The organism is Aquisalimonas lutea, from assembly GCF_030409225.1.
GTDB lineage: Bacteria > Pseudomonadota > Gammaproteobacteria > Nitrococcales > Aquisalimonadaceae > Aquisalimonas > Aquisalimonas lutea.
In genome coordinates this window covers 2,943-18,818 of the sequence record NZ_JAUFPK010000004.1, presented here as the reverse complement: position 1 = coordinate 18,818, position 15,876 = coordinate 2,943, and the positions used below count along the sequence as shown (strand labels likewise).

Below are 15,876 nucleotides of genomic sequence, written 5' to 3'. Positions count from 1 at the left end.
TGCAAACATGCCCGGACTGGTACCGATCATCGAAGCGTGTCGCTCGACCGACGAAGTAGCCCGGGCAGCGTCCCGGGCAGCGGCAGCGATTCCGGCCTTCCAGCGCCGCCTGGCGAGGGATGTCCAGTGATGACACGCCCGGGGGTGCTGTTCGACAAGACCGTTGCCGATGTCATGCAACCGGCACGTGTGGTGTGTTCCCCGGACACGTCGTGCGAGGAGCTCGCCCGGCGGATGGCTCTCGAAGAGGCACCCTGCGCTCTGGTGGTGGACAGCACGCAGCGGCTCCGGGGCCTGATTCTCTCCCGCGACATTCTCCGCCATTTCGGCATACCGCGGACGAGGGCCTCACCGGTCGAGCCCCTGATCACCGCCCCCGGCTATCGCGCGCATCCGGACCACCCGGTCAGCCGCGCCCTCGGGGCGCTCCAGCGGGCTGCATGCCGGTATGCACCGGTACTCGACGCCGACGGCACCATCCTGGGCCTGCTGGACCGGCAAGACTGCCTGCACACCGCCCTGCCGTCGGTCATCCCGTACCTGGGCGAGCTGGCCACGGCGGACACCAACCCGGGCCTGGCGGCCGCGCGCCGGGCGCAGGCGGACATTGCCGGCGCGCTGCGCCGGGATGGAGCCGGTATCCACGAAACCCAGGCGGTACTCTCCCGCCTCAACGACGACGTCCATCGCCGGGCGCTGGCGATGGCGACGGCAGCCATGGAGCGGGACGGCTGGGGAACGCCGCCGCGCCCCTACAGCCTGTTCCTCATGGGCTCCGCGGGACGCCTGGGCAGCTTCCTCGACCCGGATCAGGACAACGGCCTGGTGATCGCGGACTACCCGGACCGGGAGCACGCCGCCATCGACGGCTATTTCAGCGAGCTCGCCCGGCGCCTGTGCAGCTCCCTGAACCAGGCCGGTATCGTCTTCTGCCCGGGGCACGTCATGGCGACCAACCCGCTCTGGCGGAAGACGGTCACGCAATGGCGCGAGCAGATCGGCCTGTGGCTCCGCCGGCGCAGCGACACCGGCTTTCTGCATTGCAGCATCCTGCTGGACTGCCGGCACGCGGCGGGCGACGCGGCAATGGCCGACGAGCTCCGCAGCGAGATGTTCCTGCGCCTGGAGGCCGCGCCCGGCTATCTGCGATCCCTGACGCTGGCCGACTCGCCCCGGGATGTCGGCCTCGGCTGGTTCAACCGGCTCATCACCGAGCCGGGTGACAGCCCCCATGCCGGTGCCATGGACCTCAAGCGCTACGGCATCACCCCCATTGTCGAGGTCGCCCGTCTCTACGCCCTCGCCCACGGGGTGGAAGCGGTCTCGACGCCCGGGCGCCTGGGCGCCCTTTCGGATGCCGGTGTACTGCCCCGGCGCGAGGCCGACGACCTGATCGGTGCGCACGCGTACCTGGCGGGAATGCTGCTGGACCACCAGCTGGAGCAGCTGCAGGCCGGCGAGGCGCCGGCGAAATACCTGGAACCGGCCAGGCTGGAGGCAGCCGAACGCGACCGGCTCGTCGACAGCCTGAAGATCACGCGGAGCATGGTGCGAAAGCTCGCCCGCGACCTGGTGGGAATCGCTTACTGACCCTCCTGCTCGCGCTCGCCCGCCCGCCGCAGGTTCAGGATCACGAACCGCACGTTGTAGGCCAGACCGGCCGCAAGCGTGATGGCGCCGGTAACCAGGAACAGGTAGAACAGCCAGGAAATCCCCATGAGCTGCCCGACCCACAGGGCGGCGACACTCACCACCGCCATCGGGATGCTGATCTTCATCAGCACGCGCAGCCACGGATCCGAGGTAATCTTCACGGTTTCCTTCTCCCCGGTCATTGGTGGGACGCTCCCGAAGCTGCGAAAACAGCCACGAGCATAGTACGCAACGCGGCTGTTGACCATGCCCGGGACGACGCCGTCCCTGATCGGCGGTAGCCGGCCATGGTATCCTCGGGAGCACGAACGAGATCCGGGCACCCGCGCGCGATGGACGCCGCGCGGACGATCCGGGCCACCCCTGGAGGAGAGCGACCATGCACCAGCGACAGCGGACGCGGAGCACGCTCCCGGCTGACGGCGCCGGGCCATTCCGCCCGGCCCGGGCCCCGCAATCCGGTCGACCCGCCTGACGCCGGCCATGCAACCCCGCCAGCAGGTGCTCTACACCACGCTCGCCCTGGCCGCCGTGACCGGACTGGCGGTATCCGGCGTGGTGCACCTTGCCAGTGGGACCGAGGGGAGCGCCCTCGGCCCCGCCCTGGGGGGCGTCGTGGCAGCAGCCATGATTCTGGCCGCCGGCCTGCTGGTGGACGTGTTCATCATGCGCCCCGCCCGCAAGCTGGTGCGCGGCATCCGGGCGCTGCGGGAGTCGCGCTCGTGCGATCAGGGCCTGCCCCTGCCGCGCCGTCACGCCCTGGGCAGCCTGCCGGACGCCGTCGGCGAGCTGGCGGAGGCGCTAAGAACCTCCCGCCGGGAAATCCGGGAAGCGACGGAGCAGGCCACCGAGCAGGCGGAGGAGCAGAAGACCTGGCTCGAGGTCATTCTCCAGAGCCTCGGCGAAGGCGTCGTGGTGTGCAACCGCAAGCACCAGATTCTCCTCTACAACAACGCCGTCGTCTCGATTCTCGGCACGCCCGAGGCCATCGGCCTGGGACGATCCCTGTTCGACGTGGTCTCCCGGGCGCCGGTGGAGCATACCCTGGAGCGCCTGGAGCGCCAGCACGACCAGGGCATCACCACGGCGCCGGAGCTGACGGCCCCGTTCGTGTGCCGCAGCGCCGACGCTCACCGGATGCTGCATACGCGGGTGGCCCTGATCCTCGACGGCAACGACGCCGTCACCGGATACCTGATCACCCTCACGGACATCTCCCGGGATGTCTCCCTGCTCACGCGCGGCGACGCCATCCGGCTGGCGCTGACCCGGGAGCTGCGGGGCGTGGTCGGCAACCTGCGCGCGGCCGCCGAAACCGTTACCCACTATCCCGACATGGCGCCCGAGGAACGCCGCGCGTTCGACGCCGTGATCCTGCGGGAGAGCCAGACCCTGAGCCGACGCATCCAGGAGCTCGGCGAGGACCTCCAGGGCCAGCTGCTCGGGCGCTGGCCCATGGCCGACCTGCACGTCGGCGACCTGGTCAGCTGCCTGCAGGAGCGCCTGCGGGACGAACCGGGCCTGCGCGTCAACCTGGTGGGCATGCCGCTGTGGCTGCACGGAGACAGCCTGTCGCTGGTGCAGATGCTGGAATGCCTGTTCCGCCGGCTCCACCAGGAGACAGGAGAGGCGGAATTCGACGTCGAATCCCTGCTCGCCGATCATGCCGTCTACGTCGATATCCGCTGGTCCGGCGACCCCCTGCCGGCAGACGCCCTGGAGGCGTGGCTGGCCACGCCCTGCGACGACGAGGCTGCCGGCCAGCGCACCCGCGACGTTCTCGATCGCCACGACTGCGAGCCCTGGAGCCAACGCGGCCGCCGCCAGGGGCAGGCGGTGGTGCGCCTGCCCCTGCCGCCTCCCTCCCGGCCCCAGTTCCTGCCGGAACCGGAACACCTGCCGGCGCGCCCCGAGTTCTACGACTTTGGCCTCATGCGCAAGCACGCCGGCGACGAGGAGCTCGCTTCGCAGCCCCTGCGGGATCTGTCGTTCGTGGTGTTCGACTGCGAGATGACCGGTCTCGACCCCATGGGCGGCGACGAGATCATCGCCATCGCCGGCGTGCGCGTGGTCAAGCACCGGGTGCTTACGGGCGAGTCCTTCGATCGCCTGGTCAACCCCGGGCGCCCCATCCCCGCGGACTCCATCCGGTTCCACGGCATCACCGACGAGCAGGTCCGCGACAAGCCGGGTATCCAGGTGGTGCTGCCCCAGTTCCGCAAGTTCGTCGGCGACGCCGTCATGGTGGCCCACAACGCCGCGTTCGACATGAAGTTCATCAGCCTGCGCCAGGAGGAAAGCGGCGTGGAGTTCGACAACCCGCTGCTCGACACCCTGCTGCTGTCCTCCATGCTCGACGGCGATGAAGAGGACCACTCCCTGGATGCCCTGTGCGATCGCTACGGCATCCATGTCAGCGGCCGTCACACCGCTCTCGGCGACGCCCTGGCGACCGCCGAGCTCCTGGTACGGCTCATCGACCGCCTGGAAGCCCGGGGGCTGGACACGTTCGGGGAGGTCATGCGGGCGTCGAACATGGCGGCCCAGATCCGCCAGCGCTCGGCCATCGTCCACGCGTCGATGCAGGGCTAGTGTCCTGTAACCCGAGTTCGCAGGACACTAGCGCCGGTTCGGGCCACGGATCCGGTCAGGCCGGCTGGCCCAGCCGCTGCAGCTCGCCGAACGTATCCGCGTTGTGAAGCAGATCGGCCAGGGTGAACTCGTTGAGGCGATCGACGAAGGCCTGCCGGGCGCTCTCGAAAACCCCCTTGAGCGAGCATCCGCCGCATAGCGGGCAGGGTTGCCGGCTGCAGTCGACAATGGCCAGGGAATCCTCCATGGCCAGCACCACATCCCCCACGCGGATCTCCTCCGCGGGTCGCGCCAGCCGCAGCCCGCCTGCCCGACCCTTGGTGGTAGCGAGAAACCCGCTCTGCGCCAGCCTGTGGACCACCTTGCGCAGATGCTCCAGGGAGATGGCGTAGGCCATCGCCACCTCGCGCATGGTCACCCGTCGATCCCGGTGGGCCCCGGCGAACATCAGAACGCGCAAGCCGTAGTCCGTGTGAAAGGTCAGTTCCATGAACCGGGTCCCCCGCTGCCGCCGCTCATTGCTCCGCCTCGTCGCCGGAAGCCACCCGGACCAGCCGGGCCCGCCACAGGGGCGGTCCGCACTGGAGCGGCTGCCACTGGACGCGCTCGCCGTAGTGGCGCGCAACATGCGCCTGCAGCCGCTCCGGTGCCGCCGCCGTCATCAGCAGCAAGTCCTCGCCCACGGTCAGGCTCGAGAGCGTGAGCTCCAGCAGTGGCAGGCGCTCCAGCCGGTCGTGGACCCGCAGGTCCAGCACCGCCGTATACTGGCGGCCGTCCGATCGCGCGCCGGCGCCGTCCGCATTCCCCGTGACCATGGCCATTCATTCCCGCCGTCCTGCTGCCTGCATGGTACAAACCTTTCGGCAAGTAAAGCCAGATCCGGCCCCGTGGCCAGCCGGCCTACTCCCTGTACGTTTCGATGTTTTTATCATACATCTATATGCTCCCTGTAGCGAGCCGTTGCAGAGCACGCCAAGAACACTCCAACTACCTGATTCTCCAATAAATTCCGTTGCGGTTTGTGACACTCCCTGCTTTAATGGCCTTAACGTTGCAACGCCCTGCAACGTGTCAATCCCTGGTACATCCCTGAGACGGGCTATGCGGCAGCGAGAGGCACAAATCATGTCTAAAAACAGACAGAAAGGTCTTTCCACTTCAGGCAGTAAGGTATCCATCACGCAGACGTTCCTGGATCGGCTCAAGATGCCCGACCCCAGCGGCAGAGACCGGCACGTCTGGGATACGAAGCTTCCCGGGTTCGGCGTACGGGTGAGCGGGCGCGGGGCAAGTGCCTCGTTCATCGTCCAGCGTGACGTGCGCGGTCGGGTCAACCGCAACGGCAATCAGCTCCAGCGCACCATCACCCTTGGCCGCGTCGGCGTGCTGGCCCTGGCCGACGCTCGCGACCGGGCACGATCTCTGCTCGATCAAATGGCGCAGGGCATCGACCCGAAGGAGGCTGAAGCCGAGCGGCAGGCCAACCAGATCACCCTCGCCGACCTCCTCGACCGCTACCTGAAGACCAAGCACGGTCTTGCCGAGACAACCCGCGATGGCTACCGCCGGGCTATCGACACGTACTTCGACAACTGGCGCACCCGCAACATCAACACGATCTCCCGAGCCGACGTTCTCGACCAGCGCGACGCCATCATCCGGGCGGTGCGCGAGAACAAGGGGGTCACCGGACAACCCCAGGGCTCCGACAAGACCGGGCTGGCCGCAGCCGAGTACGCGATCACCGTGCTCCGTGCCCTACTCGGCTTCGCCATCGAGCGCGAGCTTGGCGGGTTGACCAAAAACCCGGCACAGTTGCCGAAGGGCCAGAAGTACAGCCCGCCTCCACGGACCCGAGTGCTCGGTGCCGAGGAGTTCGCCCCGCTCTACGGTGCCATCCAGGCACTCGACAACATCGCGTTCCGCTACTACCTCACGCTCGTTCTCTTCACCGGCATGCGCCGCAGCGAGAGCGCCGGGCTGGCGTGGTCTGACGTCAATCTCACCGACCAAGAGCACGGCGGCGTGCCCGCCCGGAGCATCCGCCTCCGCGCCGAGCGCACTAAAGGCAAGAAAGAGCGCATCGTGCCGCTCACCGACTTCCTCCTCGACCGCCTCATCGAGCTTCGGCGCTTGGGGCTGTCGACGCACTGGCTGTTTCCTGCCGTACAGAAGAGCGAGCGCGGGCACATCGCCGACGGCCTCGTCCCCCTCCAGCAGATCACCGAGCAGGTGGGCATCCCCCATACCACGCTCCATGACCTCCGGCGCTCGTACATCACGACCGCCGCGAGCTTGAATCTGCCGTACGCGCTCGTGGTGGAGCTAGCGGGCCATGCCCCTAACGGGCGCGACATCACAGCGGTGCACTACATCCACACCAACCTCGCCGACCTGCGCCAAGCACAGCAGACCGTCACCGACCGGCTGAAGGTCCTGTGCGGCATCACCGAGCCTGCCGAGGCCGAGAACGTAACGGCGCTTGCGCAGCGCCGGGAGGTACAGCAGGCATGAGTGAGGATCGACTGCTCACCGTACGCGAGACCGCGCAAATGCTCGGCTACTCCCGCACCCAGCTCTGGCGGATGCGCAAGGCGGGCCAAGGCCCCGCCTGGCTGCGTGTCGGGCGGGGGCACATCCGCTACAGCCGCAACGACGTTGAGGCGTGGATGGAGAGACAGCGGCGCAAGGCTGCTCGTCGTGGTGGCGGCAGGCCGCTGGCCAATCCGATCACCCACCCCAGTAGGTCCAGGGGTGACGAGCCGGCCAACTATCTCCGCTTCCTGATGGCGCTGACGCCGAATACCGACGGAGACAGCCGATGAGCAACTACGTGCAGCACCTCGCCGCCCTGGGCCGCATGGCCTCGCGGCTGAGCGTGCAGAAGCCGGGCGCCCGGCGCGCCCTACATGCCGCCGAGTGCGCGGGCTACGCCGGGGCGCTGATCGCCTGCTCGGGCAGCGAGAAGGTGCAGCGCAAGGCCGAGGAGCTACAGGCGCAGGCGGTGGCCTGCCTGGAGGTGGACCGCCCTGCCCTACTGGAGACGAAAGAGGTGCACCATGACTAATCAAGCCGTGATCGACGAAGACATCCGGGAGATGACCGAGCTGATGAGCGAGGCGGTCACCGCGCGCATGCAAGCGGCGGGCATCGACATCAGCACCGTCGCCCACGACTCGCACGGGGCGGCAGTGGCCGACATGTTCAGAGCGCAATTCTGCCTGCCAGAGCCCGAGGCTGCCGCCGCCGCGCAGCACACCATCGACCTGATCCAGATGCGCGCCCTGGAGCAGCGACACGCCGCGCGCATGGCGCCAGGCGGGACGGCCTGAAAAATTTTGCGGGCTCCGGAACTCCTCCTGGGCGACCCCAGTCCACATAAGTGAGTGGCCAAAAGTGGGCCGCTCATTCGCTGGCGGCTCTGACCGGTCCCACGACCGCCCCCCAGGCCGCCGTCTTTTTGGAAAATGTAATGAGGAGATAACCGTGAACGGTTTCCTACTTTATGAAATGGAAACTCCACAAGGCGGCAACGACCCCTTGAGGATCTCAGCAGGGGCGTACCACATAGAGTACGCGTTCCGTGACAACGAGCCTGTGTTTGTCATGCAGCCGATGACGGAACAGGGAGGCGACTGGCAACGGCGCCCGCACAGACTCGGAATGCGGCCCGTCGACCTCGTCGACCTCGTGGAAGCCAATGCGTTGCTTGTGTACGACCACACCACCACGTCGCAGGAGGTTGACGCTCTGCTCGAAGTTCTGCTCATCGAGGAGGGTGCGCCTCCGGAGGTCATGGAGAGTATCTACGAAGCACGCAGCCGACCGGGTAAGGCACAGCTCGTCCCGTGCCAGGAGAGCCTGGTTGTCGGACCGGACAGCCTGGTTGTCGAAGATGATGGCCTTGGAGGCCGTACGGCTGGCCACCGCAGCAACACCACCCACTAACGTGGTGATGGCGTAGTCAAGGACGATCATCTTGCCGTGGTGATGGGCTGACTGAACGCCCTCTTGTTCCCGGCGCAATGGACTGATCACGCGGCGCTCAAGCGCACGACAAGCAGAACGCATGAACAGCGGAACGCGCGGACAGCACAACGCATTTACAGCAGTACGCACTAGCCGCAGTACGCGCGACGCACGAGCAGAACGCACGAACAAAAGTGCGCCCCGCCAGCGAAGGATCCAGCGGGGCGCGGGGACCTGGCTTAAAGCGGAGAGGCAGCCGCGCAGCCAGGTCACGTAACCATGAGTAATGGTACTGTCATTCAAGCGAATTGGAGCCGCGAATGCAAGACAGAATGCGCGCAAGAATTTGCTTAACATCGAAGGGCGAACATCGCAGAATAAAAAAGATGAACCCCCAAAGCCGATCCGGGCAATGAGGGTTCAGGAGACAGTAGATTGAGGTGTACAAACGGTTGCTCAAGCGCTTTGCGCAATAGGAGGTATTGAGGCCAACAAGTCAGGAGCTTCTATGACTACCTTCTACGTAACAAAGTGTACTTGAACTTCACCAGCCCGGAGGCCGGCACCGTACCAACTGCAACAGCGCCCGAGGCCGAAAGCACAGCGCCTAAGACGAGGTACAATTGGCATGAGCAGTATCGCGAACCCGCATGATGAAGGCAAGCAGCCGACGCCGCGTCAGCGGATGGAAAGCATCGAGAATCACCCCGACTTTTCAACGTTGACGAAATCGGAATTGAATGTGCTCCAGGCATTCAAATCGTTCGTCTTGGATAACAGCGGGGAAGCGCACCCCGCCGTTGCCACCCTGGCCGAGAAGGCAGGCGTCTCTCGCGCCACCACCAAGCGCGCCCTGAGCAAATTGCACCGGCTGGGCTTCGTCGTCGTGGTGTCTGAAGGTGGCCGCGTGAAGGGTGGGCAACGCCGAGCCACGGTGCGGCGCCTGGAGTACATCAAGCAGTACGCAATTGAAGAGAATCCTAGGGGCTCAAAAGGGGCTCACGAACATTCAAATAGGGGCTTAGACCGGGCTGACCTAGGGGCTCATTCAGGCAATTCTAGGGGCTCAAAACAGCGCACAGAATGCCAAAATGAGCCCCCAAATACCCTTACGGGTATTTACGGCGGCGGCGCTCGCGCCGACGCCGCCGTCCCCTCCGCGAGCTGCCGCTCGACTTCGGGGGCGGCGTCGGCACTTGAGCCAGGCCAAGAAATTGAAGAGAAGACAAGCAGCCATGCTTGTGAAGAGAACAGCAGCACGACCACTAGAACCAGCACCGCCGCCTCCGCCTTCGGCTCCGGCTCTGGTGCTGGTTCGGGCGGTCCCGTAGCGGGCTCCGCTGAGCCCGCTACCAGTGACCACCCTGAAGGGGGCAAGCAACCCCCCATGCACTTCGCATGCAGCGCGCAGGCTGCTGCTTGTCATTCGCGGACCACCGCCACCGGTGCTTGCGACCTACCGGTACCTCCGCGCAACCCCGACGCGGGGGCCGCTGCCCCCGGCCCGCTGGGGGTCTTGGGCTGGCGGCTTGGGCGGCGCTTCGACACCATCGTGCTTGAAACCACTACGTGCCGGTACGCCGTGCTCCCCGACCGCCGGGCCGGCGACTGGGTGTTGCGGCGCCGCTGGCGCGTCGGCGCGTCAGACTGGCGCACGGTGGGCAAGGGCTACAGCACCGCCGGGCTTGCTGCGCTTGCGGCGATGCGGCGCGCGGGCGTGGTTGGTGAATACCCCGCCACCACCGCTTTCGACCCTGACGACCCGGACCGCTCCTTCGTGCCTGCTCCGGAGTGTGCCGTGGTCACGGAGGCTGAGCAGGCGCAGGCGCGCGCCAGCATGCAGCGGCAGACGAGCACGGAGACCGACGACTCCACGGAGGCGCAGCAGCGTCGCGAGTGGCTGCAACGCTTGGGCGACCGCGTCCGGCAGCGCCGAGAGCAGCGAGAAGGTACCGTGCAGGTCCGTCACGCCGCCGAAGGCAACACTCCCGGGCGCGACTAGTGGTTCAGGGGCGTGAGCGCGCCTGCGGTCCTCGCAGGCAGCGCCAGCGCCCCCGCGCCAAGGCGTCGGTTACGGCCTGCATGGCCGCCCCACCACTGTCCCACCGGCCTCGCGGCCGGTGCAGCTCGCCGCACTCCGGGCAGCGATAAGTGACGCGGTGCGCCATGCGTCCCCGCTCAAGCATGGGGTGGATGGTGAACACGTAGCCGTCCCGTTCGAGCGTGAACTTGCCCTCACCTGCCCGCTCCCAGCCCGCGCTCCACAACCACTCGTTGCGCTGCCGCGCCTTGCTGTGCTGCTTGCGCAGTGCCCCGCCATGGACCTTACGTGTGAACAATTCGATCACCTCGCCCATACGCAACCTCATCCGCCCGGAGACTCCCCGCACCCGCCACCCCGGACCGGCTGCCCCCACGGGGGCGAGGGTCGCGGGGGGCTTTGCAACGCGCCTACGCGGTTCAACGAAGCCGATTCTCGCCCGATCAAGGGCGCGGATAACCATGCCTACAGGTTGCGGCACTTCGACGCGCGAGAAAGCCGCAAATTGGCGCTCACTTCGTACCCACCTCGCGCTCGGCATCGACCTGGAGCACCACGGCTTGCATCGCCCGCACCGGATCGTGGTAGGCGGTGGGCTGGTAGTGGGGCTTGCCGCCACCGATACGGTGCTCGGCGATGCGCCACAGCCCATCGGCGTGGTAGACGGTGTAGGTCATCTTGCCCGTGCGCCAGACGAAATTACCGCGCGCATTCTCGTACCAGCCCAGGTCATCGAGTGACGGACCCTGCGCCGCCTCGGGCGACCACCACCCGTCGCGCTCGGCGTCTTGCAGCGCGGCGATGGCTTGGTAGGGGTGGGTGAAGGCGGCGTCAACGTCGCGGAACTCGCAGCGCTGCGGGCACCAGCACCGCACACCCCACTGATCATCGCTGCGCGGATACACCTCGGCGAGCGCCACGCCCCCGCGCTCTAGCGTGAAGATGCCCTCGGGCGGGTCAACAACGCCGTCGCCACGGAGCCAGTACCACCCCTGCGCGGCGAATTGCTCTTCTCTGCTCAACCCTTCACGGCTGGTATTCACTCGCTGTCGCGTGAAGAAATCGATCACGGCGGAAATGCCTATTCACCTTCAATTTTCGACGACGCAACAATTATCGCACGGTTGCCTTTTTCGGCAATTTTCAAAAACGCTAAACGCAAGAATTCATTGATCGAATACGGCAGGGTGTCAGAATGCCGAGGCAAACCGGAATCGTGAAGGTTTGCTTTATGAAAAATTGCCGTGAATGTGAGCGCCGGAATATTCAAAACCGCCACCCCTACGACGCCGTACGCTTGGCTAAGGATGGACGGACCTACGCCAACGAGAGCGAGGCGCGCAAGGCGGATCGCCGCCGGTGATGGAGGTGGGTGGATCACTGGCGCCTGATGAGCCCGCAAAGGCGCCCGCAGACGTCAGCCATAACCGCCTCATCAGCCGCATGCAGGCAAGCCGCGAGCCGTGCCGCGATTGCCCGCTCTGGCAGCGGTGCGCGGATGAACAGCTCGCGTGCAAGGACTTCATGCACTTCGTCAATTCAAACCGCTGCAACCGCGACCCCACCGACCGCGCGCCCACCCACGCCCTGTACCAGCAAATCTTCGCGACCGAGGACGCCCGGGCGAGCGTCGTGGATGGCTAGGGCTTGCTACCCACGCCCCGGCGACACCGACACGTCACGGACGCTCTGCGCACGCGTATCGAATAGACAGACGTACTGGTAGCGCTGCCAGGAGCCGAAGCCGTTTTTGAACTCGACGGCGTCACCCCCGTACGCGATCACCCCCGCGTCTTGATCACGCCAAACATAGCGCGTGAAGAGCGGCGCCGCCGACCACCTGTGCTCGTACTGCGCCGCCCCGGCAATGCGCCCGTCACACGCCTCTTCAGCCCGCTCTACATAGGCTTCAGCCAGGCACTGCAAGTCGCCATCGCGGCAGCGCTCGGCGCGGTTCTGCACCACGTTGTACGGCGTGGGGTCGCCGAAGTCGCGCCCGGCGTCGAAGTCACTGGCAATGGGTATCAGCACCATCAGCCCTACCACCGCGCCAGCGCCCAGAAAGAAGTCGAATTTATCCATCACGCACACCCTCCCTCAGACCTTCAAATCAAGTCGCCCCACGGGCAAAGCCCAGCGCCTTAAAGATGGCACGGACGAGCCGACCTGAAAGCGCGAATAAATAGTGAATAGAGCGCCGTCTGTCGTTGAACCGTGAAGGTTTAGGCAAAGGTGCGAGAAGACTAAATAGAAGTGAATAAAAAGAAGAAACTAAATGAATAAATAAATAGAAAATATAGGAGAAATCAATGTATATTCTATTCACACTAAAGCTAAAGATTCGATTAAATACCCGTCTAACCAATAAGTTATGTACTGCTCTTAAAAACGTGCCCGACGACATTTGTCTTCTATTCATGCTGATGCTTCTCGGCACCGACGGGTTGCTCTGCGGCGCACTCTCGTGCCTGCTGTGTCTAGATGCCGTGCGGCAGCGAATAGAGCAGCACACGCGGAACTAGCCTCAGCACTATTCAACCCCGCCCCTGCTTGCTACCTTCAAGCGGTCGGGCACGACGCATGAAGGGGGGCGGGTCGATGGATACGGGCACTGTCAAGACGGCAACGAAGTTCACCGCCCAAGCGCTCTATCTCACCGCAGGCGCGTACATGGCGTACTCGGTGTTTTGGTACTTTCACGTGTGGGAACTGCCGCTGTGGCAGTGGATCGCGGCGCTGATCGTCGCCCCCTTCACGGTCGTCGTCATGCCGATCTACGTGGGCTTCACAGAAGGGGACTGGAGCCTCGTTGCGGTTTGGGTCGGCGGGCTGGCTGTCGTGGGGCTGTCGGCGTTGCTGGGCGAATCATGACAACAACGGACGAAGACAAGCGGGTTGCGGAGGAGTTGCAGAAGCGCGCAATTGAAGCGTACACGCGCTGGAATTGGTACTTCATGGGGCTGCCCATCGTCGCCCTGTTCGCCATCATTCAAAGCGGACCTGTAGCAAGCGCAGGCGTGGGAGTCGTGGTGCACGTGGTTGCCGTCGCGGTGCTGTCGGTGGCGGCTATTGCGGGTGTCGTGGCGCAGTGGAACGAGATCACGGCACTTATGGCGATGGGGTCGCATAAGCGCATCACGAATATATTGAAGGACCGGCACGAGACAGACGAAAACAAAGGGCAAGCGCTTGCCCAGAAGGGAGTGCAGTTCAGGCGTATGAACCGACGCGCAGGACGTGAGCTGTGGTCACGTCGTATCAACTACGCCGGTATGGCGATTGGCTTCGTGCTGCTCGTCGGCGAATACATTGGCATGCACTTGGTAGAGCTATCTGCCGGCGGGGTTTGACTGTCTGGCATGCACATGAATAATGCGGATAAGAAGGTGTTCTCGCAGAAGTAGAACACGAATATTCGCGCAGACATAAAGGTGAGGACTGTGGAACGAGGGGTCATAGCACCGCCGGCAATTATTCACCCGATACCCCAGGGTCTGAAAATGGAGCGCGGCATTTCGTCGCAGGAACTGCGGTACTACGTCATGTACTGGGATCGGGTAGTTATACCGAACAATAATCTTATTGGCTTTGGTATACCGGAAGAAGACGAATTAATTCAGTCAGGTGCAGTTGAGCGCCCGCGCGTTAACTTCATCGGGGCGTACGGAGGAGACCAGTTAACGGAGGCTGTGCTATCGTGCCAAACAGAGGTTGCGGAAGAGCTGCTCAAAGACAAGACGAAAGATTGGGTGATTCATCAGTTCTCTAGCGAATGTGCTCTGCTCGATAAGGTCATAAAAGAACAGGAAACCATACGTGTCGACTTGGCGAACGTTCTCCCAGTCCCAGACGCCAACGTCCCCATTAACGAGGTGCTGGAGTTCAAGGAGAGGCGCAAGGACGAGCTGGGTGCCTTACATCAAGAGCTAGATGCGCTTTACAAAGAAGCCCTACAAGCACCGGACACGGACCTGGAAACCAGGAAAGTCGTATCGGATCTTTCTCAGCGTATTCGTGATCTAGACAGGGTAAGCAATGAGCGTTTCCCAGGGAATCGAAAGTTCGATCTCGCTGTCGAACTCAATGTGAATGGTATGAATATAACGAAAGGGGTGGCGTACGGGAGCGCAATAGACTTCTTCGCAACTGCGTACACCATACCGATAGCAACTGTAGTAGGGGGCTTGGCTTCAACAATCACGGTTACGGCTAGAGCCACCAAAACATTCGAGCCCGCCAAGGAGAATGACAAACTTGCCTACCTCGGTTCAGCGATGAATGCTGGGTTGTTAAATCAAACCAACAGTAAGACTGTCTAAGCATAGAGGACCACGCTTCTTGCCTGCCGGTTGCGTGAATAACTGCGCGAATATGGTCAGGGACAGATCGAACGCGCCGCCTCTGCGCCCGACTGAAGGTCGAAGGCACCAACCCCACCGAAACCACCCCTTCAAACCCGCGCTGTGAACACGCGCCCGACTAATCGTCAATTAGTACACCCGTAGCACTAACCCCCTGATCAAGCCCAGGTTCTTGTCTGGCGCGGATCTCAAGTCAGGACCCTAGTCAGGTATTCGTGCATGGTCTGCCCCACCACGGGGGCGTCTTCGCGCGCATTTTGAATGGAGCCTTCGGCGGTGGTGGTGGTTCATATTCTTCGTGACCATGCACCAGGTGAACATTCAATACCCAGGCATATAGGTAGTGAATAGAAACCGATAGCTGTCGACTATGCCCCGGATAGGGTCGTGGTATGCATGGCGGCATGCTTGCCTGTTTGAATGTTCGCCACGTTCTATTCAAATCGATGACTTCATGCCCGCGTGCTGGTCGTGTTGAACATTCAAAACGTTATAAACGTTTTGTTGTGAATGTTCGTGCGCACGTATTCACGCCGATTCTATTCAAACCAGAATGTATCGATTTGAATAAATCGCGCCCCCACCTTTCACCTGACACTCTTCAAGTTCTATTCACTTCTTCTTCGAAGAGAGCGTATTTCGGTTTCTCTTCAAACGCATAAGTAATTGCTTGCTCTTGCGCGAAATGGCTGCGGTGGCAGACTGAGTGAGATTGGAAATAGCGCGGGAATTATCGAGCCAATTATGGTGCAACGACGGGAAGATACAGAGCGGAACAGAGTCGAGATTACCCACCCGAAGGGCAATCTTTCGGCGGTCTCGGCGAATGTCGCCGTGCGCCCGCTTGATCGGCGTACGCGGGTCGGGCGGCGCGTGATGGAGATGAAGGAGCAGATCATGGCCGATCTCGGTGGGGAGCGGTACTTGAGCGAGATGCAGAAGATGATGGCCGAGCAGATGGCCGGCTTGCAGGTTCTCATTAACGACGAAATGACGCGGTATCTGGAGCACGGCGAGGTATCGGGCTTCTACCTGCCCGCGCTGAATACCTTCAACCGCCTGAGCCGCACGCTCGGGCTTGAGCGCCAGGAGCGCGGCGTGAATGAGCCGATGGATCTGGAGTCGTATTTGGGCAAGCGCCGGCAGTGAGTCGGCTTAACGGTGGAGGGCGTGATGCACAAGCGTATTCACCCCAATAAACGCACGATCTCGCAGGGCAAGCTGCGGGAGGTCGTGGAACAAGAAGTAGCGAAAGCGGTG

At 63.6% G+C, this 15,876-nt stretch carries 20 protein-coding genes; 13 read left to right on the top strand and 7 right to left on the bottom strand.

The window, feature by feature from the left end; all coding sequences use genetic code 11:
* Positions 1-129 precede the first annotated feature (129 nt).
* Positions 130-1,590, top strand: coding sequence for a putative nucleotidyltransferase substrate binding domain-containing protein (locus tag QWY84_RS11195; protein ID WP_290202754.1), 1,461 nt, complete (start codon positions 130-132; stop codon positions 1,588-1,590).
* Here the strand turns inward: QWY84_RS11195 and QWY84_RS11190 are convergent.
* Entirely contained in the window at positions 1,584-1,835 is a 252-nt protein-coding gene (locus QWY84_RS11190) for a hypothetical protein (RefSeq protein WP_290202753.1), read from the bottom strand. The genes QWY84_RS11195 and QWY84_RS11190 overlap by 7 nt on opposite strands.
* 301 nt (positions 1,836-2,136) lie before the next feature.
* Here QWY84_RS11190 and QWY84_RS11185 point away from each other — a divergent pair, with 301 nt between their 5' ends.
* Positions 2,137-4,245: a 3'-5' exonuclease gene (locus QWY84_RS11185; RefSeq protein ID WP_290202752.1), complete on the top strand. Its 2,109-nt coding sequence runs from the start codon at positions 2,137-2,139 to the stop codon at positions 4,243-4,245.
* A 55-nt stretch (positions 4,246-4,300) separates the two neighbouring features.
* Here the strand turns inward: QWY84_RS11185 and QWY84_RS11180 are convergent, their stop codons facing one another.
* Together QWY84_RS11180 and QWY84_RS11175 are read right to left on the bottom strand one after the other, a co-directional pair.
* Positions 4,301-4,735, bottom strand: coding sequence for an RrF2 family transcriptional regulator (locus QWY84_RS11180; RefSeq protein ID WP_290202751.1), 435 nt, complete (start codon positions 4,733-4,735; stop codon positions 4,301-4,303).
* Between the two features lie 25 nt (positions 4,736-4,760).
* Positions 4,761-5,060, bottom strand: a complete 300-nt coding sequence (locus QWY84_RS11175) for a hypothetical protein (RefSeq protein ID WP_290202750.1) — start codon at positions 5,058-5,060, stop codon at positions 4,761-4,763.
* Positions 5,061-5,370: 310 nt separating this feature from the next.
* Here QWY84_RS11175 and QWY84_RS11170 point away from each other — a divergent pair, with 310 nt between their 5' ends.
* From QWY84_RS11170 to QWY84_RS11145, 6 genes are all read left to right on the top strand, one after another.
* On the top strand, positions 5,371-6,759 hold the full coding sequence (locus QWY84_RS11170; RefSeq protein ID WP_290202748.1) for a tyrosine-type recombinase/integrase: 1,389 nt from the start codon (positions 5,371-5,373) through the stop codon (positions 6,757-6,759).
* Complete coding sequence (locus QWY84_RS11165; RefSeq protein ID WP_290202747.1) at positions 6,756-7,070, top strand: helix-turn-helix transcriptional regulator; 315 nt, start codon at positions 6,756-6,758, stop codon at positions 7,068-7,070. The genes QWY84_RS11170 and QWY84_RS11165 overlap by 4 nt, the downstream gene beginning before the upstream one ends.
* Entirely contained in the window at positions 7,067-7,312 is a 246-nt protein-coding gene (locus tag QWY84_RS11160) for a hypothetical protein (protein ID WP_290202746.1), read from the top strand. The genes QWY84_RS11165 and QWY84_RS11160 overlap by 4 nt, the downstream gene beginning before the upstream one ends.
* A complete protein-coding gene (locus QWY84_RS11155; RefSeq protein ID WP_290202745.1) occupies positions 7,305-7,577 on the top strand; it encodes a hypothetical protein in 273 nt (90 codons plus the stop codon). Before QWY84_RS11160 ends, QWY84_RS11155 begins: the two co-directional genes overlap by 8 nt.
* 154 nt (positions 7,578-7,731) lie before the next feature.
* On the top strand, positions 7,732-8,193 hold the full coding sequence (locus tag QWY84_RS11150) for a hypothetical protein (RefSeq protein WP_290202744.1): 462 nt from the start codon (positions 7,732-7,734) through the stop codon (positions 8,191-8,193).
* Positions 8,194-8,842: 649 nt separating this feature from the next.
* The gene (locus tag QWY84_RS11145; RefSeq protein ID WP_290202741.1) at positions 8,843-10,216 is read left to right on the top strand and encodes a helix-turn-helix domain-containing protein; all 1,374 of its coding nucleotides are present in this window, start codon (positions 8,843-8,845) and stop codon (positions 10,214-10,216) included.
* Between the two features lie 4 nt (positions 10,217-10,220).
* On the opposite strand, the gene QWY84_RS11140 is transcribed toward QWY84_RS11145, so the two are convergent.
* The 3 genes from QWY84_RS11140 to QWY84_RS11130 all read right to left on the bottom strand — a co-directional run bounded on the left by QWY84_RS11140 (position 10,221) and on the right by QWY84_RS11130 (position 11,636).
* Positions 10,221-10,553, bottom strand: coding sequence for a hypothetical protein (locus tag QWY84_RS11140; RefSeq protein WP_290202739.1), 333 nt, complete (start codon positions 10,551-10,553; stop codon positions 10,221-10,223).
* A 214-nt stretch (positions 10,554-10,767) separates the two neighbouring features.
* Positions 10,768-11,325 carry a hypothetical protein gene (locus QWY84_RS11135; protein ID WP_290202736.1) on the bottom strand — a complete coding sequence of 186 codons (558 nt, stop codon included), beginning with the start codon at positions 11,323-11,325 and terminating at the stop codon, positions 10,768-10,770.
* Between the two features lie 11 nt (positions 11,326-11,336).
* Positions 11,337-11,636, bottom strand: coding sequence for a hypothetical protein (locus QWY84_RS11130; protein ID WP_290202734.1), 300 nt, complete (start codon positions 11,634-11,636; stop codon positions 11,337-11,339).
* On the opposite strand from QWY84_RS11130, the gene QWY84_RS11125 reads away from it, so the two are divergent.
* Positions 11,624-11,899, top strand: coding sequence for a hypothetical protein (locus QWY84_RS11125; RefSeq protein WP_290202732.1), 276 nt, complete (start codon positions 11,624-11,626; stop codon positions 11,897-11,899). The two genes, QWY84_RS11130 and QWY84_RS11125, sit on opposite strands and share 13 nt — an antisense overlap.
* Positions 11,900-11,905: 6 nt before the next feature.
* Here QWY84_RS11125 and QWY84_RS11120 read toward each other — a convergent pair whose 3' ends face one another.
* The gene (locus QWY84_RS11120; protein ID WP_290202730.1) at positions 11,906-12,337 is read right to left on the bottom strand and encodes a hypothetical protein; all 432 of its coding nucleotides are present in this window, start codon (positions 12,335-12,337) and stop codon (positions 11,906-11,908) included.
* A gap of 516 nt (positions 12,338-12,853) precedes the next feature.
* Here QWY84_RS11120 and QWY84_RS11115 point away from each other — a divergent pair.
* From QWY84_RS11115 to QWY84_RS11100, 4 genes are all read left to right on the top strand, one after another.
* The gene (locus tag QWY84_RS11115) at positions 12,854-13,126 is read left to right on the top strand and encodes a hypothetical protein (protein ID WP_290202728.1); all 273 of its coding nucleotides are present in this window, start codon (positions 12,854-12,856) and stop codon (positions 13,124-13,126) included.
* On the top strand, positions 13,123-13,605 hold the full coding sequence (locus QWY84_RS11110; protein ID WP_290202726.1) for a hypothetical protein: 483 nt from the start codon (positions 13,123-13,125) through the stop codon (positions 13,603-13,605). The genes QWY84_RS11115 and QWY84_RS11110 overlap by 4 nt, the downstream gene beginning before the upstream one ends.
* A 90-nt stretch (positions 13,606-13,695) precedes the next feature.
* Positions 13,696-14,574: a DUF6236 family protein gene (locus QWY84_RS11105; protein WP_290202724.1), complete on the top strand. Its 879-nt coding sequence runs from the start codon at positions 13,696-13,698 to the stop codon at positions 14,572-14,574.
* A 786-nt stretch (positions 14,575-15,360) separates the two neighbouring features.
* A complete protein-coding gene (locus QWY84_RS11100; protein ID WP_290202723.1) occupies positions 15,361-15,765 on the top strand; it encodes a hypothetical protein in 405 nt (134 codons plus the stop codon).
* The last annotated feature ends 111 nt before the right edge of the window (positions 15,766-15,876 follow it).